Origin of the sequence: Caulobacter sp. Root1472 (genome assembly GCF_001426985.1) — a bacterium.
Taxonomy (GTDB): Bacteria; Pseudomonadota; Alphaproteobacteria; order Caulobacterales; family Caulobacteraceae; genus Caulobacter; species Caulobacter rhizosphaerae.
Map to the genome: position 1 here is coordinate 1 of NZ_LMFX01000027.1, position 25905 is coordinate 25905.

A 25905-nucleotide genomic window follows, 5' to 3' on the forward strand; every position below is an offset into this window, starting at 1 on the left:
CACCACTACCTCCTTCGCCGCGGGGTGGAGCAGCCCGGTAGCTCGTCAGGCTCATAACCTGAAGGTCACAGGTTCAAATCCTGTCCCCGCACCCAAAACTTAAAGGCCAAGCTTTCAGACCGCCTGAGTGTGGCTTTCGCGCCACGTTCGCCCAGGTTTCAGCAGCCATCGACCCGCGTCACTCGAAAATTTATCGCTCGGACCGGGCTCGGCTTGAGATTCTGCCATCAAACCCCGTAGCGCGTTCCGCGGATTTGCGTCATGAGAGCAGGATGGAAGGACGCGGGTCGGCAACTGGCCCGCTGAATGAGGTTTTGAGGATAAGATGGCGAACGGTGTCGTTAAGTGGTTCAACCCGGCCAAGGGCTTTGGTTTCATTCAGCCCGAGGACGGCGGCCAGGACGTGTTCGTCCACATCGCCGCAGTTGAACGCTCGGGCCTGTCGGGCCTGAACGAAGGTGACCAGGTGGCTTACGAGCTGGAAGAAGATCGTCGCTCGGGCAAGACCTCGGCCGGCAATCTGCGCGTAACCGGCCAGGGCGCGGCGCCGTCGGCTCCTCGTCGTCCGGCTCGCGATTTCGGCGCTCCGCGCGGCGGCGGCTATGACGCTCCGCGCGGCGGCGGCTACGGCGGCGGCGGTGGCGGCGGCGGTGCGGGCGAAGCCGGCACGGGCGTGGTGAAGTGGTTCAACAGCACCAAGGGCTTCGGCTTCATCCAGCCGGACAACGGCGGCGGCGACATCTTCGTGCACATCTCGGCCGTCGAACGCGCCGGCCTGCGCGGCCTGAACGAAGGCCAGCAAGTCGGCTACGAACTGGAACAGGACCGTCGTTCGGGCAAGACCTCGGCCGGCAACCTGCGCATCCTCTAAGGATCCGAAAAATCCGGTCGGGCGCGGAGCGTTCGGCCGGCTCTTCGATCCCCGAATCGGGCCCCGCGGGAGCCCCTCCTCGTCGCTGAGACGGTGGGAGGGCTTCTGCGGGGCCTTTTCTTTTGGCTGCGGGGAAGGGCTGGGGCCCCGCCGGTTCAGATTAGCCGGTGCTCACGCTCGGCCGCCGCCTGGTTCACCGCCAGGGCGGTGACGTTGGCGATGCCGCGCGCGGTGACGCTGGGCGTCAGCACGTGCAGCGGCCGGCTCATGCCCAGCAGCAGCGGACCGACCAGCAGCCCCTCGGTGGCGGCGCTGAGCAAGGTCAGCGAGATATTGGCGGCGTCCAGGGTCGGCATGACCAGCAGGTTGGCCGAGCCCTTCAGGGCGCTGTCGTGCACCAGCCGGTCGCGCAGGGCCTGGGACAGGGCGGCGTCCGCGTGCATCTCGCCATCGACCTCGAGTTCGGGGGCGCGCTCGCGGACCAGGGCCAGGGCCTCGCGCATCTTGCGGGCGGTCGGCGAGTTCGACGCCCCGAAGCTGGAATGCGACAGCAGGGCCGCCTTGGGCGTCAGGCCGAAGCGGCGCACGGATTCGGCGGCCAGCAGCGTCATCTCGGCCACCTGTTCGGCGGTCGGATCGACGTTCACATGGGTGTCGCAGAAGAACAGCGTGCCGTTGTCGATGATCAGGGCCGACAGGGCGTAGATCCGGCCGACATTCTCGCGCTTGGGGATGATCGGCAGCACATAGGTCATATGCTGCCACCAGTCGCCGGCCCCGCCCACCAGGGCGGCGTCGACATGGCCGGCCTGCAGCAGCATCGAGGCCGAGACGGTCCGGCGGTTGGTCACCCGGCGTTCGGCGGCCAGGGGCGGCACGCCGCGACGGCTGACCAGGCCCTGGTAGCGCTCGACCAGAGGGGCGAACAGCGCCGTGTCGGCGGACGGGTCGAGGATCTCGACGCGGTTGTCGAAGTCCAGCCGCAGGCCCATCTCGGCGGCCTTGGCCGTGATGGTCTCGCGCTTACCGATCAGCACGGGCTTGCAGAGGCCTTCGTCGACGACGGTCTGGACCGCGCGCAGCACGCGCTCGTCGTCGCCCTCGGCATAGGCGACGCGGACGCCGCCGGTCTCGGCGGCCGCCTTGGTGGCCTTGCGCGCGCGCTCGAACACCGGGCGCATCAGCTGGCCCGAACGGTAGACGAACAGCTCCAACTCGGCGCGATAGGCGTCGAAGTCGGCGATCGGCCGGGTGGCGACGCCGCTGTCCATGGCCGCCCGGGCCACGGCCGGGGCGATCTGCAGGATCAGGCGCGGATCGAACGGCTTGGGGATGATGTACTGGCCGCCGAACATCGGGGCGACGCCGCCATAGGCGCTGGCCACGACTTCGGACGCCTCGGCGCGAGCCAGTTCGGCGATCGCCTCGACGGCCGCCACCTTCATGGCCTCGTTGATCTCCGAGGCGCCGACGTCCAGCGCGCCGCGGAAGATGAACGGGAAGCACAGGACGTTGTTGACCTGGTTGGGGTAGTCGCTGCGGCCGGTGGCCATGATCGCGTCGGGGCGCTGGACGGCGACGATCTCGGGCAGGATCTCCGGCTCGGGATTGGCCATGGCCAGGATCAGCGGATTGGGCGCCAGCAGCGGCAGCCACTCGGCCTTGAACACGCGGGGCGCGGACAGGCCCAGGAAGATGTCGGCGCCGGGCAGGACGTCGGGCAGCGAGCGGGCGTCGGTCGGCCGGGCGTAGCGGGCCATGTTCTCGGGCATGTCGGGTTCGCGCCCGGCATAGACCACGCCCTTGATGTCGGTCAGGGTGACGTTCTCGACCGGCAGGCCCATCGAGACCAGCAGGTCGACGCAGGCCAGGGCGGCCGCGCCGGCCCCCGAGGTCACCAGCTTGACGTCCTTGAGGGTCTTGCCCTGGACCACCAGGGCGTTGCGGACGGCGGCGGCGCAGACGATGGCGGTGCCGTGCTGGTCGTCGTGGAAGACCGGAATGTTCATCCGCTCGCGCAGCTTGCGCTCGATGACGAAGCATTCCGGGGCCTTGATGTCCTCCAGATTGATGCCGCCGAAGGTCGGCTCCAGGGCGGCGACCACCTCGATGAACTTGTCGGGATCCTCGGCGTCGACCTCGAGGTCGAACACGTCGATGCCGGCGAATTTCTTGAACAGGACCGCCTTGCCCTCCATCACCGGCTTGGAGGCCAGCGGACCGATATTGCCCAGGCCCAGCACGGCGGTGCCGTTGGAGATCACGGCCACCAGGTTGCCGCGGGCGGTGTAGTCGCGGGCGGTGTCGGGATCGGCGGCGATAGCCTCGCACGGCGCGGCGACGCCGGGGGAATAGGCCAGGCCGAGGTCGCGCTGGGTGGCCATGCGCTTGGTGGCTTCGATCGCCAGCTTTCCGGGCCGCGGCAGACGGTGATAGTCCAGGGCGGCTTTACGGAAATCCTCGTCCATCGGTCGTTCCTCGGTGGCTGCGCAAGGTTTGTCGGCGCGGATCGTCTGGTATGGGCTCGGTGCGATCCGTCAGGGCCTAGCTACCGGTGTTGGCGCGGCTTTTCCAACCTTACGCAGCGTCAGAGCGCGTTTTTTGCGGTCCGGGGCGCCGGGTGGGCGATCGCGGCTGGCCGCATAAGTAATAAAAGACTTATATAAGCCCATTCGACGGGCGCCGGTCGCTGCTCCGCGAGGCGGTTTGCCGCCAAGAAAGCCCCCGCCGGTCTGGCGGCTGGACTTGCCGGGGCGGCGGTTCCAGCATCGCTGTAAGATGCTCCGTTTCGGGAGCAAGGGTTTAGACTGGGCGGCGACGCCCGGCCATGGATTGGAACGCATGAGCGGCTTGACGACCCATATCCTCGACACCGCCGCCGGGCGCCCGGCGGCCGGGGTCGCCGTGCGGGTGTCGAGCCGGCGCGATGGCGTCGTCGCGCTGCTGGGCGAGACCCGTACCGACGCCGACGGCCGGGCGCGGCTGGTCGAAGGCGACGATCTGGCGGTGGGCGGCTATAGGCTGGAGTTCGCCGTCGCCGACTATTTCACGGCCTCGGGCGCGGCCGCGTCTGATCCGCCGTTTCTGGACGTGGTGGTGATCGACTTCGCGGTGGCCGATCCGGCCCAGCATCACCACGTGCCGCTGCTGGTCTCGCCGTTCGGCTATTCCACCTATCGGGGCAGCTGACATGGCGGCGAAGGTACAGGCCGGGGTGCGCTTCCTGCTGAACGGCGAGGTAGTCGAGACTGGGGCCATCGATCCCACCCGGACGCTGCTGGAGCATCTGCGCGGCGACCTGCGGCGCACCGGGACTAAGGAAGGCTGCGCCGAGGGCGACTGCGGGTCGTGCACCGTGCTGGTCGGCGAGCTGGACGGGCAGGGCGGGACAGCCTGGCGGGCGGTCAACAGCTGCATCCAGTTCGTGCCGATGCTGGACGGCAAGGCGGTGATCACCGTCGAGGGGCTGGGCAAGGACGAGCCGCACCCAGTGCAGGCGGCCATGGTCGAGCACCATGGCTCGCAATGCGGCTTCTGCACGCCCGGCATCGTGATGTCGCTGTACGGGCGGGCCATGGCCGCGAAAGGAACGGCCGCGCCGATCGACGAGGTGCTGGCCGGCAACCTGTGTCGCTGCACCGGCTATGGCCCGATCATCGCCGCGGCTGAGGCGATCGCGCCTGAGGCCGCGCCGGACGTGGCCGACAAGCTGGCGACGCTACGGCGGGACGAGGCGTTTAACCTGGACTATGCCGACCCGGTCGCCGGCGTCACCCGCCGTTGGTTCGCGCCGCTGAGCGCCGACGACCTGGCCAGGACCTGTGAACAGCATCCGGACGCGGTGATCGTGGCCGGCGCCACCGACATCGGCCTGTGGGTCACCAAGCTACGCAAGCCGCTCGGCACGCTGATCGATATTGGCCGAGTGGGCGAGCTCAAGGCGATCACCCGCGAGGACGGCTGGCTGCGGATCGGGGCGGGCGTGCGCTATGTCGACGCCCTGGACACGCTGGGCGAACTCTATCCCGACCTTGGCGCGATGATGCGACGGCTGGGGTCGACCCAGGTGCGCAACAGCGGCACGATCGGCGGCAACATCGCCAACGGCTCGCCGATCGGCGACATGCCGCCGGCCCTGATCGCCCTGGGCGCCGAGCTGGTGCTGCGCAAGGGCGATGTCCGGCGGACGCTTCCGCTGGAGGACTTCTTCATCGCCTATGGCCGGCAGGACCGCGCGCCCGGCGAGTTCGTCGAGGCCGTGCGCGTCCCGACCGACCTGGACGGGGCGATGTTCAAGGTCTTCAAGCTGTCCAAGCGTTTCGACCAGGACATCTCGGCGGTGTGCGGCGCGTTCAACATCACGATCGTGGACGAGGTCGTGACCGCCGCCCGCATCGCCTATGGCGGCATGGCCGGCACCCCCAAGCGCGCCGCCGCCTGCGAGGCCGCCCTGGTCGGCCAGCTCTGGAACCGCACGACGATCCACGCCGCCGTCGAGGCCCTGGCCGACGACTTCACGCCCCTGACCGACGCCCGCGCCTCGGCCGCCTACCGCGCCCTGACCGCCGGCAACATGCTGCGCAAGATGTTCATCGAGTCCGCCCGGCCGGACCTGGAGACTCGCGTCCCGGAGGCGGCTCATGGCTGACTCTGGCGCCAAGCTGGTCGAGCCGGTCGTCTTCCAGGGCGTCCACGCCTCGCTGCCGCATGACAGCGCCCTGCGCCATGTCAGCGGCGCAGCGATCTATGTCGACGACATTCCCGAGCCGGCCGGCATGCTCCATGTCCATCTAGGCATGAGCCAGCGCGCCCACGCGCGGATCGTCTCGATGGACCTGTCGGCCGTCCGCGCCTCGCCGGGCGTGGTGGCGGTGCTGACGGCGCAGGACATCCCCGGCGAGAACGACGTCAGCCCGGTGATCCACGACGACAGGCTGTTCGCCGACGGCGAGGTGGTGTGCGTCGGCCAGAGCCTGTTCGCGGTGGCCGCCACCTCGATCGCCGCCGCCCGCGCCGCCGCCGCCAGGGCCGTGGTCGTCTACGAGGACCTGCCGGCGGCGATCACGATCGGGAAGGCCCGCGCGGCCGACCTGAAGATCGAGGCCAGCCAGCGCATGGCGCGCGGCGACGCGGCCGCCGCCCTGGCGGCTTCGCCCCGGCGGCTGCAAGGCGCGTTCGCCGTCGGCGGCCAGGACCACTTCTATCTTGAGGGCCAGGTCGCCCTAGCTACGCCCCGCGAAGGTGGCGACGTCCACGTCTGGTCGTCGACCCAGCACCCCAGCGAGGTTCAGCACCTGATCGCTCGCGTGCTGGACGTGCCGCACACCAGCGTCACCGTCGAGGTGCGCCGCATGGGCGGCGGGTTCGGCGGCAAGGAGACGCAGGCCTCGTTGTTCGCCGCCGCCGCCGCCCTGGTGGCGGTCAAGACCGGCCGCCCGGCCAAGGCTCGCCCCGACCGCGACGAGGACATGGTCATGACCGGCAAGCGGCATGACTTCGAGGTCGCCTACGACGTCGGCTTCGACGACGAGGGCCGGCTGACGGGTCTAGCCCTGGAGTTGGCCTCGCGCTGCGGCTCGACCACCGACCTGTCGCTGGCCATCAACGACCGGGCGATGTTCCACGCCGACAACTGCTACTTCCTGCCGGCGGTCGAGATCGTCTCGCACCGCTTCAAGACCCATACGGTGTCGAACACCGCCTTCCGAGGGTTCGGCGGTCCGCAGGGCATGGCGGCCATCGAGCGGGTGATGGACGCGGTCGCCCAGGCCACGGGCCTGGATCCGCTGGAGGTGCGCCGCCGCAACCTCTATGGCGGCGAGGGGCGGAACCTCACGCCCTACCACCAGACCGTCGAGGACAATGTCGCGCCGCAGCTGCTGGCCGAGCTGGCCGCCGCCTGCGACTACGAGGCCCGCCAGCGCGATATCGACGCCTACAACGCCCGCAGTCCGGTGATCAAGAAGGGTCTGGCCCTGACGCCGGTGAAGTTCGGCATCTCGTTCACCACCACCCATCTGAACCAGGCCGGGGCGCTGATCCACCTCTATGCCGACGGTTCGATCCTGCTGAACCACGGCGGCACCGAGATGGGGCAGGGGCTGTTCGTCAAGGTCGCTCAGATCGTCGCCGAGGCCTTCAAGGTCGACGTGTCCAGGGTGAAGGTGACCTCGACCGTCACCGACAAGGTGCCCAACACCTCGGCCACCGCCGCCTCGTCGGGCACGGACCTGAACGGCATGGCGGCGCTAAACGCCGCGAACGCCATCAAGGCGCGGCTGGTGGCGTTCGCGGCGAAGAAGTGGGGCTGCGACGAGGCCGAGGTCGCGTTCACGCCCGAAGGCCTGCGGGCGGGAGCCGAGCTGGTCCCATTCGAGGTGCTGTGCCGCCAGGCCCACCTGGCCCGGGTGTCGCTGTCGTCGACCGGCTTCTACGCCACGCCCAAGATCCACTACGACCGCGCGACCCACACGGGGCGGCCGTTCTACTATTTCGCCTATGGTGCGGCCTGCAGCGAGGTGCTGATCGACACCCTGACCGGCGAGATGAAGGTCACGCGGGCCGACATCCTGCACGACGCCGGCCGCTCGCTGAACCCGGCCATCGACCTGGGCCAGATCGAGGGCGGCTTCATCCAGGGCATGGGCTGGCTGACCACCGAGGAACTGGTGTTCAGCGCCGACGGCCGCCTGCTGACCCACGCCCCCTCGACCTACAAGATCCCGACCTGTGGCGACCGGCCAGCGGTGCTGAACATCGCGTTGTGGGAGCCGGGCCGAAACGTCGAGGAGACGGTGCACCGCTCCAAGGCCGTGGGCGAGCCGCCCCTGATGCTGGCCCTGTCGGTGCTGTCGGCGGTGAGCCGGGCGGTGGCGTCGGTCGCCGACCACAAGGTGTTCCCCGACCTTGACGCGCCGGCGACGCCGGAGCGGATCCTGATGGCGGTCGAGGACGTGAAGCGGAGGGCTGGTCTTGGTTAGGGCGCCCAACGTCGCCCTCTCCCAGAGGGAGAGGGAGGGACCCGCGCTCGAAGAGCGTGGGAGGGTGAGGGCTTACGCTCTCACCGCTTTCTCACGAACGTCCCGGCGCGCCGTCCGATGTCTTACCCCCTCACCCTCCCACGCTTCGCGCGGGCCCCGCCCTCTCCCCATGGGAGAGGGGACATGAGCAACTGGGCTCGACAATCCTTGGCGCGACTAGCCGAAAACCAACCCCTCGCCTTAGTCACCATCCTCGCCATCGAGGGCTCCGCGCCGCGCGACGCCGGGACCAAGATGGTGGTCTGGGCCGAGGGCCAGGCCGGCACGATCGGCGGCGGTAATCTAGAGCACCAGGTCGCCGAGCAGGCCCGGAAGATGCTGCTGACCCCCGTCCATTTCGCCCTACAGGACTACCCACTGGGCCCGCTGCTGGCCCAGTGCTGTGGCGGCCGGGTGCGGCTGCTGATCGAGCGCCTGGACAAGACCGCCATCGACTGGCTGACCGACGCGGCGCGCCGCCTGGACGCCGACCAGCCGTTCGAGGTCCGCACCCGCTTCAACCCCGGCGCCCTGACCAAGACCATCGCCCCGGTCGCGGCCTCCACCCCGGACGGCGCGATGATCACCCTGGCGGGCGAGCCCGCGACGGCGCGGGGCGCCCGGCCGACCCTGGGCGACGTGCTGGTCGAGCCGCAGGACCTGCCGCGGCCGCCGGTGCTGCTGTTCGGGGCCGGCCACGTGGGCCAGGCCGTGGCCCGGGCCCTGGAGCCGTTGCCGTTCCGGCTGGCCTGGTACGATACCCGACCGGAGACCGCCGAGATTCCCGGCGTCACGGTGGGCGCGCCCGCCGAGCTGGCCGCCGCCGCCATGGGCGCGGGGGCGGACGCCTACATCCTTGTCATGACCCACGATCATAATCTGGACTACGCCCTGACCTCGGCGGCCCTGGCCGGCGGGGGGGTCAGCTATCTGGGCCTGATCGGGTCGGACACCAAGAAGGCGCGGTTCCTGAGCCGGCTGCGCAAGGATGGCTTCGGCGATGGAAGCACCGCCCGCGTGACCTGCCCGATCGGCCTGCCGCACCTGAAGAACAAGGCCCCCGAGGTGATCGCCGTCTCGGTGGCCGCCGACCTGCTGATGCGGCTCGAGGCCGCCCGCCGCGAACGTTTGAAGGATTTCCAGCTTGCAAGCCTATAGGGCGTCGATCCTCCACCTGGAGGCCGACCCGAGCACCACCGATGGCGAGGCGCACGCCTTCCACGAGGACGGCCTGCTGCTGGTCGCGGAGGGCCGCGTCGTGGCCTGTGGCGACTACGCCAAGCTGGCCGACGAGCTGGGCGACACGCCGGTGGAGGACCTGACCGGCAAGCTGATCGTCCCCGGCTTCGTCGACACCCACATCCACTTCCCCCAGGTCGACATCATCGCCGCCCATGGCGAGCAACTGCTGGACTGGCTGGAGCGCCACACCTTCCCGGCCGAGGCCGCGTTCGCCGACAAGGGCCATGCCGAGGCGGCCGCCGAGTTCTTCGTCGAGGAGCTGCTGCGCAACGGCACGACCAGCGCCCTGGTGTTCGGCTCGGTGCACAAGGCCTCGGTGGAGGCGCTGTTCGCCGCCGCTTTGAAGCGCGACATGCGGCTGATCGCCGGCAAGTCGCTGATGGACCGCAACGCCCCGCCCGGCCTGACCGACACGGTCGAGGGCAGCCGGGCCGACATGCAAAGCCTGATCGCCAACTGGCACGGCAAGGGGCGGCTGGGCTATGCCGTCACCCCGCGCTTCGCGATCAGCTGCAGCGACGAACAGCTGGCCATGGCCGGTGAAGTGCTGGCCGAGCACCCGACCGTGTGGATGCAGACCCACCTGTCGGAGAACATCCGCGAGATCGTCGACACCGCCAAACTGTTCCCGGACGCGAAGGACTATCTGGATGTCTATGAGCGTTTCGGCCTGGTCGGAAAGCGCTCGGTCTTCGCCCACTGCGTCCATCTTCAGGGAGACGCTTTCCAGCGTCTCGCGCAGGCAGGGGCGTCAGTCGCCTTTTGCCCGACCTCGAACCTCTTCCTGGGCTCGGGCCTGTTCCCGCTGGAGACCGCCTGCGCCCACGGGGTGAAGGTGGGGATCGGCACGGACGTGGGGGCGGGGACGACCTTTTCGATCCTCCACACCCTGGGCGAGGCCTACAAGGTGGGCCAGCTGCGCGGCGAGGCGCTGGATCCGTTCCACGCCCTGTACCTGGCCACCCTGGGCGGGGCGCGGGCCCTGGGGCTGGAGGATGAGATCGGAAGCCTGGAAGCCGACAAGATCGCCGACTTCCTGGTCCTGGACCTGGCCGCCACGCCCCTGCTGGCCCGGCGGATGCCGGCGGCGCGGAGCCTGGAGGACCGGCTGTTCGCGCTGACCGTGCTGGGGGATGATCGGGTGGTGGAGCGGACCTATGTGGCAGGGGTGGAGCGGCATCGGCGATAAGATCCTCCCCCTGTGGGGGAGGTGTCGGCGAAGCCGACGGAGGGGGGAGTGATCAGCCGACGGCCACAACCCGGACCTTCGACCCAATAACTCCCCCCACCGATCGCTGCGCGATCGCCTCCCCCACCGGGGGAGGGACCCTAGGCTCAGACCCCCATCGTCTCCGCATACAGCTTCAGCAGCCCCTCGGCCTTCACCCCCACCGTGATCGCCTGGATCGGTTGATCGTCCCAGGCCGACGGCCCGAACAGTTCCCCCTCGACCTTCTGGCAGGTCTGGCCCAGGGCGATGCCGTCGGTGATCACCCGGATCGATCCGCGGCGAACCTCGAAGAGCGACGGGTCGATCACGAACGCCACGGCCGCGGCGTCGTGCACGCAGCAGCCGATGATGCCGTCGCGGCCGCCGTAGAACGCCGCATAGGGCTTGGAAATGGCGTTGAGGAACGCGCCGGCCGGACCGGCCTTGGCTTCCAAAGCGTCCATGTAGGCGGGGGTCATCACCACCTGGGTGGTGACGTCCAGGCTGACGGCGGTGACTGGCCAGGGCGCGGTGAACACCTGGTCGGCGGCCTCCGGGTCGTTCCAGATATTGGCCTCGGCGACCGGGGTGACGTTGCCCGGCTTGCCGGCCACGCCGAACGCGCCGCCCATGATCACCACGGCCTTCAGCAGGGTGGCGACCTGCGGATCGGCGTTGAGCGCCAGGGCCAGGTTGGTCAGCGGACCGACCGCGACCAGGGTGATCTCGCCGGGATGCTCGCGCGCCAGGTCGATGATCGCCTGGTAGGCGGGCTTGGCCTCGGGCCGGGAGGGCTTCAGGCCGGTCAGCTCGACGTCGCCCAGGCCGTTCTCGCCGTGCACGAAGGTCGGCGAAGGGTTGCGCGGCCGGACCAGCGGCTTGTCGGTTCCCTTGAAGACCGGGGCCTTCAGGCCGAAGCGGTCCTTCAGATAGAGCGCGTTGCGGGTGGTGGTGTCGATGTCGGCGTTGCCGAACACCGTGGTCACCGCCACCAGGTCGAGCGCCGGGCTGGCTTCGATGAACAGCAGCGCCATGGCGTCGTCGATGCCGGGATCGGTGTCGAAGATGATCTTCTGGACAGAGTTCTGGGTCGTCATCCGAAGGACTTATCTCATCGCGGAAGGGAGGGGGAGACCCTCCGAAACGAACCATGCTCCCGGCGCGAACCGGGAGCATGGCGGGACGATGGCGATCCTTCGGCCTCCGCCCGGCCGTGGCCGGGCGGGTCTCCAGGATTACCGCTTGGCGCTGATCGAGATGCCGACGATCCGAGGCTCGTTGACGAAACCGGTCAGGTTGTTGAAGTCGATCGCGCCGCGCAGGTTCACCTCGTTGGTGATGTTGCGGGCGAACGCGGCGATCTCATAGGCGCCGTCGCGCTTGGCGTAGCCCAGCTTCAGGCCGCCCTCGAAGTCGCCCTTCGAGTAGAACTCCTTGCTCTGGTAGAGGAAGACGTTCGTGTAGCCCTGGCGGAACCAGTCGGTGTAGGCGAACAGTTCGCCGTCGCCGATCGGATAGCTGTAGCGGGCCGTGAAGTTCAGCACGTACTTCGGCGCGTTCGGGAACGGGTTGCCGTCGACCAGGGCCTGGCCCGAGGCGTTCAGAGGGTCGGTGACCGTGCACTGGGCGCAGACCGCCACGGCCAGATCCTTGTCCTTGATCTTGGTGTGGTTGTAGCTGTAGCCGGCGGTCAGCAGCAGGTTCTCGGTGACCTTGAACTCGCCGTCGAACTCGACGCCATAGGCCTGGCCCTTGTCGGCGTTGATCAGCAGGGTGCCGTTGGTGGCGCCGCCGATGGCGCTGAACTGCGGGTTCTTCTCTTCATAGGTAAAGGCCGCGCCATTGAAGCGGATGCGGCGGTCCAGCAGTTCGCTCTTGAAGCCGACTTCGTACGACTGGATCGTTTCCGACTTGGCCACCGAGGCGGGGCTGAAGAAGACGATGTCGCGGCCCTGGATGGTCGGGCCGCGGAAGCCGTGGGCGGCGCGGGCGTACAGGCTGAAGTCGTCGGTCACGTCGTAGAAGGCCGACAAGTCCCACGAGACCTTGCTGTCCGACACCGACACTTCCGGCGCGGTCGAACCGACGACGGTCATGGTCTTCTTGTCGTCGGTGTAGCGGGCACCGCCGGTCAGCTTCAACTTGTCGTTGACCTGATAGGCGACCTGGCCGAAGCCGGCCCAGGCGGTGTTCTTGTGGTTCAGCGTCGCTTTGTTGAATCCGGCGTCGGTGGTGACCAGGAAGTCCGACTTGAAGTAGTAGCCGCCGAACTGCCAGCTGAGCGGGCCTTCGGTGTCCGAGGCCAGGCGTACTTCCTGGGTGTACTGGTCCAGGTCGTCAATGCCGTCCCGGGTGTCGGAGTCGAACGGGATGAAGCCCGGACCCGTGCCAGCCACGCCGCCGTCGATGTCGCCGCGGCTGTAGCCATTGGTGGTCTCGTAGGCGCTGATCGAGGTCAGGGTCACGCCGCCGAAATCGTAGTCGACCTTAATCGACTCTCCGTTGCCGTCGTACTTCTGCGGGTTGCTGGCTCCGCCGTTGTAGAAGACCGAATCACGGTGGAAGTTGCCGTTGATCTTGTTGCTGCCCTTGGTGAGGATATTGGCCCGGAAGATCGCGGCCGTGCCGTCCAAGGTGCGGTTGTGGGCGTTCAGCAGGACGCTGAGGTTCTCGGTCGGGGTCCACAGCAACTGGCCGCGGATGGCGTATTCGTCATAGCCGCCCATCGCGTCCTTCACGTTGGTGAAGGTGTTGTCGATATAGTTGTCGCGGTGCTGGCCCAGGATGGCGATGCGGCCGGCCAGCTTGCCTTCGACCAGCGGGCCGCCGACGCCGCCTTCGGCCGTCCACGAGCCGTACGAGCCGTAGGTCACCGTGCCGTTGGCCTTGAAGACCTGGCTCGGCTTGACGCTGTCGAACTTGACGATGCCGGCGGTGGTGTTGCGGCCGAACAGCGTGCCCTGCGGGCCGCGCAGCACTTCCACCTGCTCGACGTCGAAGATCGGCGTGCTCTTCAGCACGACGTTTTCCATGACCACGTCGTCCATGATCACCGACACCGGCTGCGAGGCGGCCAGGTCGAAGTCGGTGTTGCCCAGGCCGCGGATGTAGAAGCGCGGGGCGGCGCGGCCGTTGGAGCTTTCGACGAACAGGCCGGGCACCCGGCTGGACAGGGCCAGGACGTCCTCGCCGCCGGCGAACAGCGCGTCCAGCTTCTCGCCGCCCATGGTGGCGACCGAGACCGGCACTTCCTGGATATTTTCCGAGCGCTTCTGGGCGGTGACGATCACGTCGTCCAGGGTGACGGAGCCGGTGTCCTGGGCGAAGGCGGGCGCGGCGGCGCCGACGGCCAGGACCAGGGCGGTGAGGGCGGCGCCGCGGTGGAGGCGGCTGCGCAGCGTGTTGGCGGTGGTCATTGAAGTATCCCCTTCATGCGCCGGCGGCCCGACGCTTGAGGGTGCAATGCACAATGCCGGAGGCGAATCCAAAGCTTTGATGACGTCCCAGACCACGTTTGGTGAAGTTTTTGCCCTGGATGTCACTATTTGACCACGCCGCGACAGGACTGCCCAAAAGCAGATCATAAGTCATAGGTTTATTACTTATGATCATCGGACAGACGATCCGGCGCTTATGGAGCAAGGCGTTGGTCGACGCCGTCCTGCAGAAGCGAAACGTGGGCCGAGACGATTTTCCAGCCGGTTTCGGTGCGGATCCAGGTCTGGCTCTGGCGTCCGGTGCGTTTTGCCCCTTCGCGCTGGAATTCGACGTTGGCGACGGCGAAGTCTCGCCCAAACGTGGTGATTTCCGTCCTCAGGCGTGACCTCTGCGGCGAGCCGCCCGAGCGGCCGATTCGAAAGGCCGCGATCGCCTCGAAGCCGTAGAGGTTCTCGGCCACGCCGTAGCGCACCGTCTCGGGCGCATCGCGGAAGAAGCCGTCCAGCGCCTCGACGTCGTTGGTCATCAGCGCCGTCTCGTAGGCGTCGACGGCGGCGGTCACCTCGGCCAGGACGTCGGGGTCGTTGACGGAGGTCATTGCGCGGGTTCCGGCGGACGGTGAGCGGCCACGACGCCGGCCCGTTCCAGGCGCAGGGCGGCGGCCAGGGCCAGGTCCTCGCGCCAGGCCGGGGCGATGATCTGCACGCCGATCGGCAGCTTGCCGGGGCGGTTCACGGGCGCGGCCACCACCGGCAAGCCGACATAGCTGATCGGTTGGGTGTAGGCGCCCAGGTTCTTGCGGACCGAGACCTGTTGGCCGCCCATCTCCATGGTCGCCTGGCCGATGCCGGGCGCGGGGCAGACCGAGGCGGGGGCCAGCAGCACGTCGAAATCCTCGAACACCGCCCGCACGGCGTCGCGGAACACCGGGCGGTAGCGGCGCGCGACCTCGGCGACGGCGTCGGGCGCCAGGGCCCCGGCCAGCAGGCGGTCGCGGACGGCGGGGTCGTAGTCGAGGGGCCGGACCTTCAGGTCGGGCCAGTGCAGGTGCGCGGCCTCGATCGGCGTCAGGCAGAAGGCGGCGGCGCGGGCCAGTTCGGCGCCCGGAAGTTCGACGCCGCGCCGGGCCTGCAGGGCGTCGGCGACGATCTCCAGCGCCTCCAGCACCTGCGGAAAGGCGCCCTGCGCGAACCAGCCGCCCAGCACGCCGACGCGAAGGGGCGCGTCGGCCCCTTCTTGCAAATGGGGGGCTTGCAGGCGGGGGGCGACCGGTTCGGCGGGCCGACGGCAGAGCGGATCTAGCGGATCGGGGCCCTGCATCAGGTCATAGGCGAGGGCCAGGTCGGCGACCGAACGGGCGAACGGCCCGACATGGTCCAGGCTCTCGACAAAGGGAAAGGCGCCCTGGCGCGACAGGCGGCCCAGGGTGGGCTTGAGGCCGAACACCCCGCACAGGCTGGCGGGGATGCGGATCGAGCCGTTGGTGTCCGAGCCCAGGGTCAGGGGCACGAGGCCGCCGCTGACCGCCGCGGCCGAACCGCCGGACGAGCCGCCGGCGATGCGGGCCGGGTCATGCGGATTGCGGGTTGGGCCGTCGTGGGCGTTCTCGGTGACGAAACCGTAGGCGAACTCGTCCATGTTCAGCGCGCCGACCAGCACCGCCCCCGCGGCGGTCAGCCGCTGGACGGCGGTGGCGTCGCGGGCGGCGCGCGGCGCATCCCGACGGATGCGCGAGCCGGCGATCGTGGTCGCGCCTTCGACGTCGAACAGGTTCTTGACCGCGAACGGCGCGCCGGCCAGCGGGCCGACGGGGCGGCCGACGGCGAGGTCGGCGTCGATCGCCTCGGCCTGGGCCAGGGCGCGCTCGGCGAAGACGGCGGTATAGGCGTTGAATCGGTCGTCGCGCGCGCGGGCCAGGGCGGCCTCGATCTCGGCCCGGGCGGTGGTCCGACCCTCGCGGACGTCGGCGGCGACGGCCTGGGCGGAGCGGAAGTCGGCCGTGCTCATGGCTCGAACGGCTCGAGCGGGACGGTGTCGTCCAGGCCGACGGCGGCCACGAACGTCGCGGCCTGGCGGCGCAGCAGGGCCAGGTTGTCGAGCACGCCGGCGCGGGTCTCCGGCGGCAGGGCCAGGCCCAAGGCCTCGGCCCGGGCGTCCGCATAGGCGGCGACCACCTGGTCGTCCAGGGCCAGGAACGCTGCGAGCGCCGGATCGGTCGCCATGCGGGACGAGCTCCACAAGTAAGAAAAATCTTCATAGCGGGGATGGGCGGCGGCCGCCAGCGCCATGGACCCCGGAACGCGCCGACGCCCATGTCCGCGCCATGCCGACGGCGGGGCTGCCCGCCGGATGGGCGCCGGCGCGCTTCGCCAGGCCATGCGGCGGTCGAGGCTAGGGCGGCGGGCCGGCCGCGCGCCAACTGGGTTCTGGTAATAGAGGACTTACTTCATGCGGCATCACCTGGCCTCGACCCCGGACACCGTGCGCTTCGGGATCTTCGACGCGGCCTTCGCCCCGGTGCTGACGGTCGCGCCGGGCGACACGGTGGTGATCGACTGCGTGTCGGGCGGTCCCGAGGTGATGCCGGCGCCGGACTCCGGCCTGGTGATCCCGCCCGCCCTGCAGGCGATCCACGACGCTAAACTGGAGCGCATCGGCCCGCACATCCTGACCGGCCCGGTGGCGATCGCGGGGGCCGAGCCGGGCGACACGCTGGAGGTGCGGATCGAGGCCATCGAGCCGAACAACGTCTGGGGCTATTGCGCCGTCCGGCCGCTGGCCGGGACCCTGCCGGACGAGTTTCCCGAGCGCTATGTCAGCCACATCGCGGTCGACGCCGCGGCGGGGACCTGCAAGCCAAGCTGGGGCCCGACCCTGCCGCTGCGCCCGTTCTTCGGCACCACCGGCGTCGCGCCGCCGCCCCGCTACGGACGCCTGTCCAGCCGCGAGCCGCGCGAGCACGGCGGCAACATGGACTGCAAGGAGCTGGTCGCCGGCTCGACCCTGTTCCTGCCGGTCTGGGTTCCGGGCGCCAACTTCTCGGCCGGCGACGGCCACGGCCGCCAGGGCGATGGCGAGGTCTGCGTCAACGCGCTGGAGATGGGCCTGACCGGGACCTTCACCTTCGTCCTGCACAAGGCCGCCGACGTCGGCGTCCGGACTTGGCCGAGCGCCCAGAGCCCGACCCACTACCTGACGTTCGGCTTCAACGAGGACCTGGACCTGGCGATGAAGCAGGCGCTGCGGGCCATGATCGAGCTGATCGTCGCGCGGTCTTCGCTGACGCGCGTGCAGGCCTATCAGTTTTGCTCGCTGGCCGTGGACTTCCGCGTGACCCAGACGGTCAACGGCGAGAAGGGCGTGCATGGCATGCTGGAGAAGGGGGTGTTGTTTTGAGTTCAGAGGCTCACCCACTTGCCCCCACCTGACGGCTTCGCCGTCTGCCCGCCCCCATAGGGGGCGGAGGACGCTCGCGCACCGATCCTCTTCCCCCTGTGGGGGAAGACGGTCGCGAAGCGACCCGTAGGGGCAAGTATTCGCCGCACCTACTTCCGCAGATACCCCTCCAGCAGTTCCAGCGCATGCGCCAGCCGGGCCCGTCGCCATTCCGGCTTGCTCATGTCGGTGTCCAGCGTCACCGACAGCGAGTAGCCGTTGGCCAGGTGGAAGCGGCTCATGGCCGCGATGGTCACGTAGATCTGGGCCCAGTCGAGGTTGTCGCGAAAGATCCCCTGCTTCTGGCCGCTGTCGATCAGCCGCTCGATGGTCCGGCGTAGCGGAAAGGCTGTCTCGGTGACCTTGCGCGACTGAGCCACGAACTTGCCCTGCAGCAGGTTCTCGTTGCGCAGCAGGCCGTCGATGCGCGGGTTCTTCTCGAAATAGTCGGAGGTGAAGCGCTGCAGGGCCAGGAAGCCCTCCAGCGGCCGGTCGAAGTCGATCTCCAGCTCGGCTTCGCGGCCACGCAGGTCCTCGTAGGCGGCCTCCAGCACCGCCAGGTACAAGCCCTTCTTGTCGCCGAAGTAGTGGTAGAGCATGCGGATGTTGCACTTGGCGGCCTTGACGATCTTCTCGATCCGCGCGCCGGCGTAGCCCGCCTGGGAGAACTCCCGCAGCGCCGCGGTCAGGATCGCCTTGCGCGTCCGCTCGGCGTTGCGTTTGCGGGGCGCCGGAGCGGCGTCGTCGGTCGGTTCGGCCGATGGCGTCTCTACCAGGGTGGTCACTGCGTCTTCGCTCCCGCCTTGATCCAGGCGCCCAGCTGGGCGCGCTCGGCATCGGTAATGTGAGTCTCGTTTCCGAGCGGCATGCTGGTCGTCTCGACCGCGCGCTCGCGGATCTTGCCCGCATAGCGCGCCATGCCGGCCGGGGTGTCGAAGGCCGCGCCGTTGGGCGGGGCGGTGAAGCCCTTGTGGGTCGGGGTGGCCGAATGGCACATCACGCAATGCCTCTGGACGATGGCCTGGGCCACGGGGAAGGGCACGTTTGAAACCGTCTCGGGCGCCTTGGACTTGAGGCTGGCGATCATGCTGACGCTGAAGATCAGGAACGCTCCCAGGATCAGGTAGTCGGGCTTGATGACCCCATGGTGGCGCAGGATGAAGAAGTAGCGGATCGACACGCCGCCCGCGCTGATCAAGGCCAGCAGCAGCCAGGCCAGGTGGTGGCCGGTGACCGCCGGATAGTGGTTGCTGATCATGATGAAGATGACCGGCAGGGTCATATGGGTGTTGTGCACCGAGCGCTGCTTGCCCATGGCCCCCAGGCGCGGGTCGACGGGACGGCCGGCCAGCATGTCGGCGACGATCTTGCGCTGGTTGGGGATGATCACCAGGAACACGTTGCCGACCATGCAGGTGCCGATGATCGCGCCGACATGGATGAAGGCACCACGGTCGGAGAAGAGCCGGGTCAGGGCCCAGGCCGCCGCCGTCAGCGTCAGGAACCAGACGACGCCGAACAGGCGCGGCCTGGCGCCCAGCGGCGAGCGGCACAGGCCTTCGTAGACAGCCAAGCCGCCGAAGATGAAGGCCAGGCCCGTGGCGATGGCGCCGGCCTGGCTGAAGGCGTGCTTGCTGGCGTCGATCAGGTAGACCGGGGCGCCGACATAGTAGAGCACGATCAGCAGGGCGAAGCCCGACAGCCAGGTGGTGTAGGCCTCCCATTTGAACCAGTGCAGGTGGTCGGGCATGTGCGCCGGGGCCGTCATGTACTTCTGCGAATGGTAGAAGCCGCCGCCGTGCACGGCCCACAGCTCGCCCTTCACGCCGTCCTTCTCGGGGACGGGCGGGCGCAGGTTGTTGTCCAGCCAGACGAAGTAGAACGAGGCGCCGATCCAGGCGACGCCGGCGATCACGTGCAGCCAGCGCAGGGACAGGTTCAGCCAGGTGGTCAGATCGTATTCCAACTACAAGGTCCCCCAGGCCGAAACTTCAACCGTCGTCATCCCCCTCCCGACCGTCATCCCGGGCCCCGTGCCCGGGACCCCTCCGTCCGCCGCAAGTGCGGAGATGTGGCGCGCCAGCGCGCCAAGGCGCTGCGCCGTCAGCTGAACCAGGGGTCCCGGGCACAAGGCCCGGGATGACGAGCGTTTTGGGGGCGATGGTCGTTCGGAGCGGCTCATCCGGTCACCGCGTCTTGCAGCCGAAGCTTGGAGATCAGGCCGATCTGCGCGATCGCCTCGGCGACCTCGGCGGCCTGGTCGTTCTCCAGCCGCGCCTGCATGGCCGCCAGGATCGCGGTCTTGTCGTTCAGCCGTACGGCGATGATGAACGGAAAGCCGAAGCGCTGGCGATAGGCGGCGTTCAGGACGTGGAAGCGCTCGAACTCCTCCGGCGTCAGTCGGTTCAGGCCGGCGCTGGCCTGTTCGGCGTTGCTCTCGGCGGTCAGGGTCTTGGCGATCGCCGCCTTGCCGGCCAGTTCGGGGTGGGCGCGGATCAGGGCCAGGCGCTCGTCCTCGGGCGCGGCGTCCAGCACGGCCATGGTGGCGGCGTGCAGGGCCTCGACGCTGTCGAATGGCGCGGCGTCATAGGCGCGCTTGACGACCCAGGGCGACAGCTCGAAGGCGAAGCCGAGCGTGGTGGCGAAGCCGGTGCGGTTCATCCGGTTCAGGTCGGCCAGGGTCAGGGGCGGGGCGCTCATTGGGCGGATGCCTTGTAGGGGTGGGTCGCGATCCAGTGCCGCGCGATGTCGATGCGCCTGGCCACCCAGACCTTGTCGTGGGCGGTGACGTGCTCGAGGAAGCGGCGCAGGGCCATGATCCGGCCCGGCTTGCCGACGATCCGGCAGTGCAGGCCCACGCTCATCATCTTCGGCGCGGTCTCGCCTTCGAGGTAGAGGGCGTCGAACGTGTCGCGCAGATAGGCGAAGAACTGGTCGCCGCTGTTGAAGCCCTGGGGCGCGGCGAAGCGCATGTCGTTGGCGTCCAGCGTGTAGGGCGTGATCAGCTGCGGCCGGCCATGCTGGTCGTCCCAGTAGGGCAGGTCGTCGGCGTAGCTGTCGGCGTCGTAGACGAAGCCGCCTTCCTGGGCGATCAGCCGGGCGGTGTTGGGGCTGGTGCGGCCCTGGTACCAGCCCAGCGGTCGCTCGCCGGTCAGGGCCTCGTGGATCTCGATAGCCTGGGCGATGTGCTCGCGTTCCAGCGCCTCGGGGAAATGCTGGTAGTCGATCCAGCGATAGCCGTGGGTGGCGACCTCCCAGCCGGACTTCAGCATGGCTTCGACGGCGTCAGGGTGGCGGGCCATGGCCTGGGCCACGCCGAAGACGGTCAGCGGTAGGCCGAAGTCCTCGAACAATCGGCGGATCCGCCAGAAACCGGCCCGCGCGCCGTATTCGTAGAGGCTCTCCATCGCCATGTGCCGAGCGTCGGGGATCGGCTGGGCGCCGACCATCTCCGACAGGAAGTGCTCGGCCTGCGAGTCGCCGTGCAGGACGGAGCGCTCGGCGCCTTCCTCGTAGTTGAGGACAAACTGCACGGCGATCCGGGCGCCGTTCGGCCACTGGGCATGGGGCGGGTTTTCGCCGTAGCCGATGAGGTCGCGGGGGTAGGTCATCGGCCGTAAGCCCCCTCAGTCGCTCCGCGACAGCTCCCCCAGAGGGGGAGCATCTGTTGGCCGACGCACCGCGTAGATCCTCCCCCCGTGGGGGAGGTGGCCCGGAGGGCCGGAGGGGGGAGTGGCAGGGCGCTCACGAGAACATCCCCAGTGCAGCATCCACCCCGGCGCCGGCCGTGAATCCATAACCCTCACCGCGCAGCACCGCCTCCAGCGCCGCCAGGGTCGTCAGCACAGCGTGCTTGCGGGCGTTCACCCCCATCGCCCCGATCCGCCAGACCTTGCCCGCCAGCGGCCCGAAGGCCGTGCCGATCTCGATCTCGAAGTCGGTGCGCATGCGCGTCCGCACCCGGTCGCCGTCGACGCCCGGCGGGATGACCACGGCGGTGACATTGGTCATCTTGTGGGCCTTGTCGCCGTAGACGCTCAGGCCCATGGCCTCGACCCCGGCCACCACCGCCGCCCCGGCCTGGGCGTGGCGGGCGAAGCGGGCCTGCAGCCCCTCCTCCAGCACCACCCGGGCGCATTCGCGGGCCGCGTACAGCATCGAGGCGGCCTCGGTGTGGTGGTTCAGGCGTTTGTCGGACCAGTAGTCCATGATCATCGCCAGGTCGAAATAGTTGGAGGCGATGCGGCGGCCGTTGCCGGCGACCGTCCCGGCCGGGGCGATGCCGGCCTCGACGTGCTTGCGGCCGTTGATGTGCTCGGCGGCGCGGTCCGAGATCGTGATCGGGCCCGAGCCCGATGGCCCGCCCAGACACTTCTGCAGCCCGCCGGTGACGATGTCGGCCCGCCAGGCGTCGACCGGCGTGCTCATGCCGCCGATGGTGGCGGTGGCGTCGACATAGAGCAGGGCGTCGTAGCGTTGGCAGATCTCGCCGATCGCCGCGATCGGCTGGGCCATGGTGGTGGAGGTGTCGCCGTGCACGCAAGCCACCAGCCGCGGGCGCACGCGCTTGACCGCGTCCTCCACGGCCTGCGGATCGACGACCTTGCCCCATTCGCCCTCGACCGTGGTCACCTTGGCGTCGCAGCGCTGGGCGATCTCCGACAGCAGAAGGCCAAAGCGTCCGGCGTTGACCACCACCACGTCGTCGCCCGGCGCCAGCACCGAGACCAGGGCCGCCTCGATGGCGGCGCGCGAGGTGCCGTCGATCAGGAAGGTCCAGCGGTTCTGCGTCTGGAACACCTGGCGGTACAGCGCCATGGTCTCGTTCATGTAGCCGGTGAACTCCGGGTCGAACTGGCCCAGCAACTGCACCGACATGGCCCGCAGCACGCGCGGATGCACGTTGATCGGGCCGGGGCCCATCAGCAGCCGAGAGGGATGGTCGAGTTCGCCGAAGGTCTGGGTGGTGGTCATCTGGAGCGCTTCAATTGGTGGTTCGGGGACGCCGTGCGTCCTTCGAGGCTCGCCTGCGGCTCGCACCTCAGGAAGAGGAAATCAGCAACAACGCTCCTCATCCTGAGGCGCCGCGAAGCGGCCTCGAAGGACGCAGGGCGTCGAAATCTTCGGCGAGCCGCTCCACGAACCCCAGCATGGCCTGAGCGGCCAGGGCGCAGTCGGCCTCGGTCACGGCCTCGCGCGGATTGTGGCTGATCCCGCCCTCGCAGCGGATGAACAGCATGGCGGTGGGGCAGAGGTCGGCGATGACCATGGCGTCGTGGCCGGCCCCGCTGGGCAGGCGGCGCGGCGCCTGGCCGGTGGCGGCGACGGCGTCTTCGAGCAGGGCGGTCAGTCCGGGATCGCAGGGGCTGGCGGCCAGGTCCTGCATCAGGGTGATCGAGGCTTCGAGCCCGCGCAGGGCGGCGATGGCCTCGATCTCGGCGGTGACGGCCTCGACCGCGGCGTCGCGCGTGGCGGCGACCTCGGCCCGGATGTCCATCGAATATTCCATCGCACCGGGAATGACGTTGAAGGCCCCAGGCAGGGCGGTGATCCGGCCGACGGTGCCGACCAGGCCGTCCTCGCCGCCGCCGCAGATCCGCTCCAGGGCCAGGATCGCCTCGGCGGCGGCGGGGCCGGGATCCTTGCGCAAATTCATCGGCGTCGTGCCGGCGTGGCCGGCCATGCCCGTGAACCGCACCATCAGCCGCTTCTGGGCGGCGATGGCGGTGACCACGCCCAGGGCCAGGCCCTCGGCCTCCAGCACCGGGCCTTGCTCGATGTGGGCTTCCAGGAAGGCGAAGATCTCGCCGGGCGCGCGGGCCGCCTCCTCCAGGCGCGTGGGGTCCAGGCCGAAGACCGCGAACGCCTCGGCCAGGCTGACGCCGTCGGCGTCGGCCATCTCCATGACGCTGGGGCTGACGGTTCCGGCGACGGCGCGGCTGCAGGTCATCGAGGCGGGAAAGCGCGAGCCTTCCTCGTCGCCGAACGCGATCACCTCGACCGCGAACGGCAGGCGGCGGCCGGCGCGGGCCAGGACCTCGACCACGTCGATCCCCAGCATGACGCCCAGCGCGCCGTCGTAGCGGCCGCCGTTGCGGACGCTGTCGATGTGCGAGCCGGTCAGCAGGGCCGGGGCGTCCGGCGTCTCGCCCTCGTAGCGGCCGACCAGGTTGCCGGCGCGGTCGCGACGGGCGGTCATGCCGGCCTGCTCCATCCAGAAGGCCAAGGTCTTGAGCGCCTCGTCATGGGCCGGCGTCAGGAACCGGCGCACCAGCATGTCGTCGGCTTCGCTATAGGGCGCCGCGCCCATCAGGTCGCACCGGGTCTTGGCCCGTGCGCCAGGCACGAAGTCGCCGATCTCGAAGGCTTCCGCCACCCTGCGGGGCTCCCCTTTGCCGTTCCACGCCATTCGTGACATCCTGGCCTTAACATCGACGGGCCGCCAAGCCCGCGATGATCGGCGCCGCGGAACGGCTTCCCGCGCACATGCCTCGACAAGCGCCAGACCGAACCGGCGGCGCCTGAAGCTAAGTCATAAATCACTTACTTACTGAAAGACAGGCTTGGCGGAGAATAGCCGCCCGATCGCGCGAGGGGGAACGCCAGCATTCGCCGCGCCGTTGGTCATCCAGGTTTGACCATGCGGGGCAGCAGTCATGTCGACATCGCCGGGAGTCCTGCCGCGAAAGCTGGCCAAGCGCGTCCGGCGACTCGACGCGGCCAAGGCGATCGAGCTGGCGTCGCGGCTCGGCTATGCCGCGCGGGGCCTGGTCTATCTGGGGCTCGGCTCCATCGTTCTGTTGGCGGCGCTGGACCTCACGCCGAGGGCCAAGGGCGCCAAGGCCCTGATGCGCGCCTGGGCCGACTGGCCGTTAGGCGGCGTGCTGATCGGCGGGATCGGCGCGGGCCTGGCGGGATTCGCGGCCTGGCGGGTGCTGCAGGCGGTGTTCGACGCCGACCGCCACGGGCGTTCGCCCAAGGCCTGGGCGGTGCGGATCGGCCAGGCGGTCAGCGGCCTGGTCTATGGCGGCCTGGCGCTGTCGGCCTTCGAGCTGTTGGACGAACTCGAGGACGCCGGGGAGCTCGACGAGGAGCAGAGGGCCCATCACACCGCCGGGACCATTCTCGACCTGCCCTATGGGGACACCTTGCTGATCGCCGCGGGCCTCGTGGTCATCGCGTTCGGGATCGGCAATGTCGTCCAGGGCCTGGTCCAGGATTTCGGCAAGCGCCTGAACTGCGATGAACGGACCTGCCGGCGGGTCGCGCCCCTGGCGAAGGTCGGCTACGGCGCGCGAGGCCTGGCCAGCCTGCCGCTGGGCGTCTTCCTGGTGACCGCGGGCGTCGAGGCCCGGGCCGGCGAGGCGCGCAGCTGGGGCGGCGCGCTGCAGGCGCTGGAAGGGCAGCCGTTCGGCAACGCGGCCTTGTGCCTGGTCGCCGCCGGCCTGATCGCCTTCGGACTGTTCGGCCTGGTCGAGGCGCGATATCGGCGCATACGCCCGCCGCCCGAGGTTACGCCGTGACCGGTTGGGTCTCCACCAGGCCCAGACGCTGCCTCGGCAGGGCCTCGGGGATCTCGTCGCGCAGGAAGGCCATCATCTTCTCGCGGACCTCGCAGCGCAGGTCGAAGGTTCTGGGCGCGCTGCGGGCGCTGACCAGGCAGCGCACCTCCAGCACCTGGGCGGTGACGTCGGTAACCTGCAGGTTGACCACCTTGCCGTCCCACAGCGCCGAGCCCCTGGCGATCTCCTCCAGCTTGGCGCGCAGGCGGTCGATCGGGGCGGCGTGATCGACATAGAGCATGGCCGTGCCGATCAGGGCCGCCGATTCCCGCGTCCAGTTCTGGAACGGCGTCTGGATGAAGTAGCTGAGCGGCAGCACCATCCGCCGCCAGTCCCACAGCCGCACCACCACATAGGTGGCGTTGATCTCCTCGACATTGCCCCACTCCTTGTCGACGATCACGGCGTCGTCGATGCGGATCGGCTGGGTGATGGCGATCTGGATGCCGGCGATCAGGTTGGTCAGCAGCGGCTGCAGGGCCAGGCCGACGATCAGCGAGGCCGCGCCGCCGGCCGCCAGCAGGCTGACGCCCCACTGGCGCACGCCCGGAATGGTCATCAGGGCCAGACCGACCGTGACCAGGCCGATGACCACGGCGCAGGCTCGGCGCAGGATCTTGACCTGGGTCAGGTGCTTCCGCGCCAGCAGGTTGTCTTCGACGTCGACGTTGAAGCGCCGCATGTAGAGCGCCGCGCCGATGTCCAGGGCGGTCAGCACGATCCAGCCCACCAGCACGATGAACAGGATCAGCAGCAGGTGCTTGGCGCCGGCGGCCTGGCCGGTGGTCAGGGGCGCGATCGAGGCGGCCAGGCTGAGGGCGGCGACGATGAACGCCATCCGGGTCGGCCGTCGCGTGCGCACGGCCAGGGCCGACCAGAAGGCGTCCCTGGACAGCGAGCGGCGGACGATCCGGACCAGGACAAAGTGCGCGGCCAGCGCCAGCAGCACGGCGACAGCGACCAGGGCCAGGCTGATCGCCCACGGCGGCGCCCAGGCCAGGCGCAGCGCCAGGTCCGTGAGCCAGGGAGGGGAGGCGGACATGGGCCTTTGAACGTGCGGGAACGCAGAGGGCTCCAAAGAGCCCCTCCGGCCCTCCGGGCCGCCCCAGAGCGGGAGGATCTAATCCG

Annotated in this window: 21 protein-coding genes, 1 tRNA gene and 1 pseudogene; 10 read left to right on the forward strand and 13 right to left on the reverse strand. The window is 69.3% G+C overall.

Annotation, left to right across the window (positions count from 1 at the left end):
• Positions 1 to 18 precede the first annotated feature (18 nt).
• From ASD47_RS17710 to ASD47_RS27715, 3 genes and pseudogenes are all read left to right on the forward strand, one after another.
• Positions 19 to 95, forward strand: a tRNA-Met gene (locus tag ASD47_RS17710).
• Positions 96 to 325: 230 nt separating this feature from the next.
• A pseudogene (locus ASD47_RS27710) lies at positions 326 to 529 on the forward strand (cold-shock protein); the annotation flags it as partial.
• Between the two features lie 144 nt (positions 530 to 673).
• Positions 674 to 871 carry a cold-shock protein gene (locus tag ASD47_RS27715; RefSeq protein WP_026171987.1) on the forward strand — a complete coding sequence of 66 codons (198 nt, stop codon included), beginning with the start codon at positions 674 to 676 and terminating at the stop codon, positions 869 to 871.
• Positions 872 to 1026: 155 nt separating this feature from the next.
• On the opposite strand, the gene ASD47_RS17720 is transcribed toward ASD47_RS27715, so the two are convergent.
• Positions 1027 to 3339, reverse strand: a complete 2313-nt coding sequence (locus tag ASD47_RS17720; protein WP_056759364.1) for an NADP-dependent malic enzyme — start codon at positions 3337 to 3339, stop codon at positions 1027 to 1029.
• A 373-nt stretch (positions 3340 to 3712) separates the two neighbouring features.
• Between ASD47_RS17720 and uraH the strand changes: the two genes are divergently transcribed.
• From uraH to guaD, 5 genes are all read left to right on the forward strand, one after another.
• Positions 3713 to 4060, forward strand: coding sequence for a hydroxyisourate hydrolase (uraH, locus tag ASD47_RS17725; protein ID WP_056759366.1), 348 nt, complete (start codon positions 3713 to 3715; stop codon positions 4058 to 4060).
• Position 4061: 1 nt separating this feature from the next.
• Positions 4062 to 5519 carry a xanthine dehydrogenase small subunit gene (xdhA, locus tag ASD47_RS17730; RefSeq protein ID WP_056759368.1) on the forward strand — a complete coding sequence of 486 codons (1458 nt, stop codon included), beginning with the start codon at positions 4062 to 4064 and terminating at the stop codon, positions 5517 to 5519.
• Positions 5512 to 7851 (forward strand): xanthine dehydrogenase molybdopterin binding subunit, encoded by a 2340-nt coding sequence (gene xdhB, locus ASD47_RS17735; protein ID WP_056759370.1) that lies wholly within the window; start codon positions 5512 to 5514, stop codon positions 7849 to 7851. The genes xdhA and xdhB overlap by 8 nt, the downstream gene beginning before the upstream one ends.
• A gap of 183 nt (positions 7852 to 8034) precedes the next feature.
• On the forward strand, positions 8035 to 9048 hold the full coding sequence (gene xdhC / locus ASD47_RS17740) for a xanthine dehydrogenase accessory protein XdhC (protein WP_056759371.1): 1014 nt from the start codon (positions 8035 to 8037) through the stop codon (positions 9046 to 9048).
• The gene (gene guaD, locus ASD47_RS17745) at positions 9035 to 10321 is read left to right on the forward strand and encodes a guanine deaminase (protein WP_056759373.1); all 1287 of its coding nucleotides are present in this window, start codon (positions 9035 to 9037) and stop codon (positions 10319 to 10321) included. The genes xdhC and guaD overlap by 14 nt, the downstream gene beginning before the upstream one ends.
• Before the next feature lie 146 nt (positions 10322 to 10467).
• Here the strand turns inward: guaD and ASD47_RS17750 are convergent, their stop codons facing one another.
• From ASD47_RS17750 to ASD47_RS17770, 5 genes are all read right to left on the reverse strand, one after another.
• A complete protein-coding gene (locus tag ASD47_RS17750; RefSeq protein ID WP_056759375.1) occupies positions 10468 to 11439 on the reverse strand; it encodes a nucleoside hydrolase in 972 nt (323 codons plus the stop codon).
• Between the two features lie 138 nt (positions 11440 to 11577).
• Complete coding sequence (locus tag ASD47_RS17755) at positions 11578 to 13758, reverse strand: TonB-dependent receptor (protein ID WP_056759377.1); 2181 nt, start codon at positions 13756 to 13758, stop codon at positions 11578 to 11580.
• 215 nt (positions 13759 to 13973) lie between these two features.
• Positions 13974 to 14378, reverse strand: coding sequence for an oxalurate catabolism protein HpxZ (hpxZ, locus tag ASD47_RS17760; protein ID WP_056759379.1), 405 nt, complete (start codon positions 14376 to 14378; stop codon positions 13974 to 13976).
• The gene (locus ASD47_RS17765; RefSeq protein ID WP_056759381.1) at positions 14375 to 15787 is read right to left on the reverse strand and encodes an AtzE family amidohydrolase; all 1413 of its coding nucleotides are present in this window, start codon (positions 15785 to 15787) and stop codon (positions 14375 to 14377) included. The genes hpxZ and ASD47_RS17765 overlap by 4 nt, the downstream gene beginning before the upstream one ends.
• The gene (locus tag ASD47_RS17770) at positions 15784 to 16002 is read right to left on the reverse strand and encodes an AtzG-like protein (protein WP_235525947.1); all 219 of its coding nucleotides are present in this window, start codon (positions 16000 to 16002) and stop codon (positions 15784 to 15786) included. The genes ASD47_RS17765 and ASD47_RS17770 overlap by 4 nt, the downstream gene beginning before the upstream one ends.
• Before the next feature lie 226 nt (positions 16003 to 16228).
• Here ASD47_RS17770 and ASD47_RS17775 point away from each other — a divergent pair, with 226 nt between their 5' ends.
• On the forward strand, positions 16229 to 17176 hold the full coding sequence (locus ASD47_RS17775) for an acetamidase/formamidase family protein (RefSeq protein WP_056759384.1): 948 nt from the start codon (positions 16229 to 16231) through the stop codon (positions 17174 to 17176).
• Between the two features lie 149 nt (positions 17177 to 17325).
• Here the strand turns inward: ASD47_RS17775 and ASD47_RS17780 are convergent, their stop codons facing one another.
• From ASD47_RS17780 to ASD47_RS17805, 6 genes are all read right to left on the reverse strand, one after another.
• Positions 17326 to 18000 (reverse strand): TetR/AcrR family transcriptional regulator, encoded by a 675-nt coding sequence (locus ASD47_RS17780; RefSeq protein ID WP_156402305.1) that lies wholly within the window; start codon positions 17998 to 18000, stop codon positions 17326 to 17328.
• Positions 17997 to 19181 carry a urate hydroxylase PuuD gene (locus ASD47_RS17785; protein WP_056759387.1) on the reverse strand — a complete coding sequence of 395 codons (1185 nt, stop codon included), beginning with the start codon at positions 19179 to 19181 and terminating at the stop codon, positions 17997 to 17999. Before ASD47_RS17785 ends, ASD47_RS17780 begins: the two co-directional genes overlap by 4 nt.
• 212 nt (positions 19182 to 19393) lie before the next feature.
• Entirely contained in the window at positions 19394 to 19915 is a 522-nt protein-coding gene (gene uraD / locus ASD47_RS17790) for a 2-oxo-4-hydroxy-4-carboxy-5-ureidoimidazoline decarboxylase (protein WP_056759389.1), read from the reverse strand.
• Entirely contained in the window at positions 19912 to 20826 is a 915-nt protein-coding gene (gene puuE / locus ASD47_RS17795; RefSeq protein ID WP_056759392.1) for an allantoinase PuuE, read from the reverse strand. Before puuE ends, uraD begins: the two co-directional genes overlap by 4 nt.
• Positions 20827 to 20959: 133 nt before the next feature.
• Complete coding sequence (locus tag ASD47_RS17800) at positions 20960 to 22255, reverse strand: alanine--glyoxylate aminotransferase family protein (protein WP_369800319.1); 1296 nt, start codon at positions 22253 to 22255, stop codon at positions 20960 to 20962.
• Between the two features lie 31 nt (positions 22256 to 22286).
• Positions 22287 to 23591, reverse strand: a complete 1305-nt coding sequence (locus ASD47_RS17805; RefSeq protein WP_056759396.1) for an allantoate amidohydrolase — start codon at positions 23589 to 23591, stop codon at positions 22287 to 22289.
• A 280-nt stretch (positions 23592 to 23871) separates the two neighbouring features.
• Here ASD47_RS17805 and ASD47_RS17810 point away from each other — a divergent pair, with 280 nt between their 5' ends.
• Positions 23872 to 24738: a DUF1206 domain-containing protein gene (locus tag ASD47_RS17810; RefSeq protein ID WP_056759398.1), complete on the forward strand. Its 867-nt coding sequence runs from the start codon at positions 23872 to 23874 to the stop codon at positions 24736 to 24738.
• Here the strand turns inward: ASD47_RS17810 and ASD47_RS17815 are convergent.
• Positions 24728 to 25819, reverse strand: coding sequence for a mechanosensitive ion channel family protein (locus ASD47_RS17815; RefSeq protein WP_056759400.1), 1092 nt, complete (start codon positions 25817 to 25819; stop codon positions 24728 to 24730). The genes ASD47_RS17810 and ASD47_RS17815 overlap by 11 nt on opposite strands.
• Positions 25820 to 25905 lie beyond the last annotated feature (86 nt).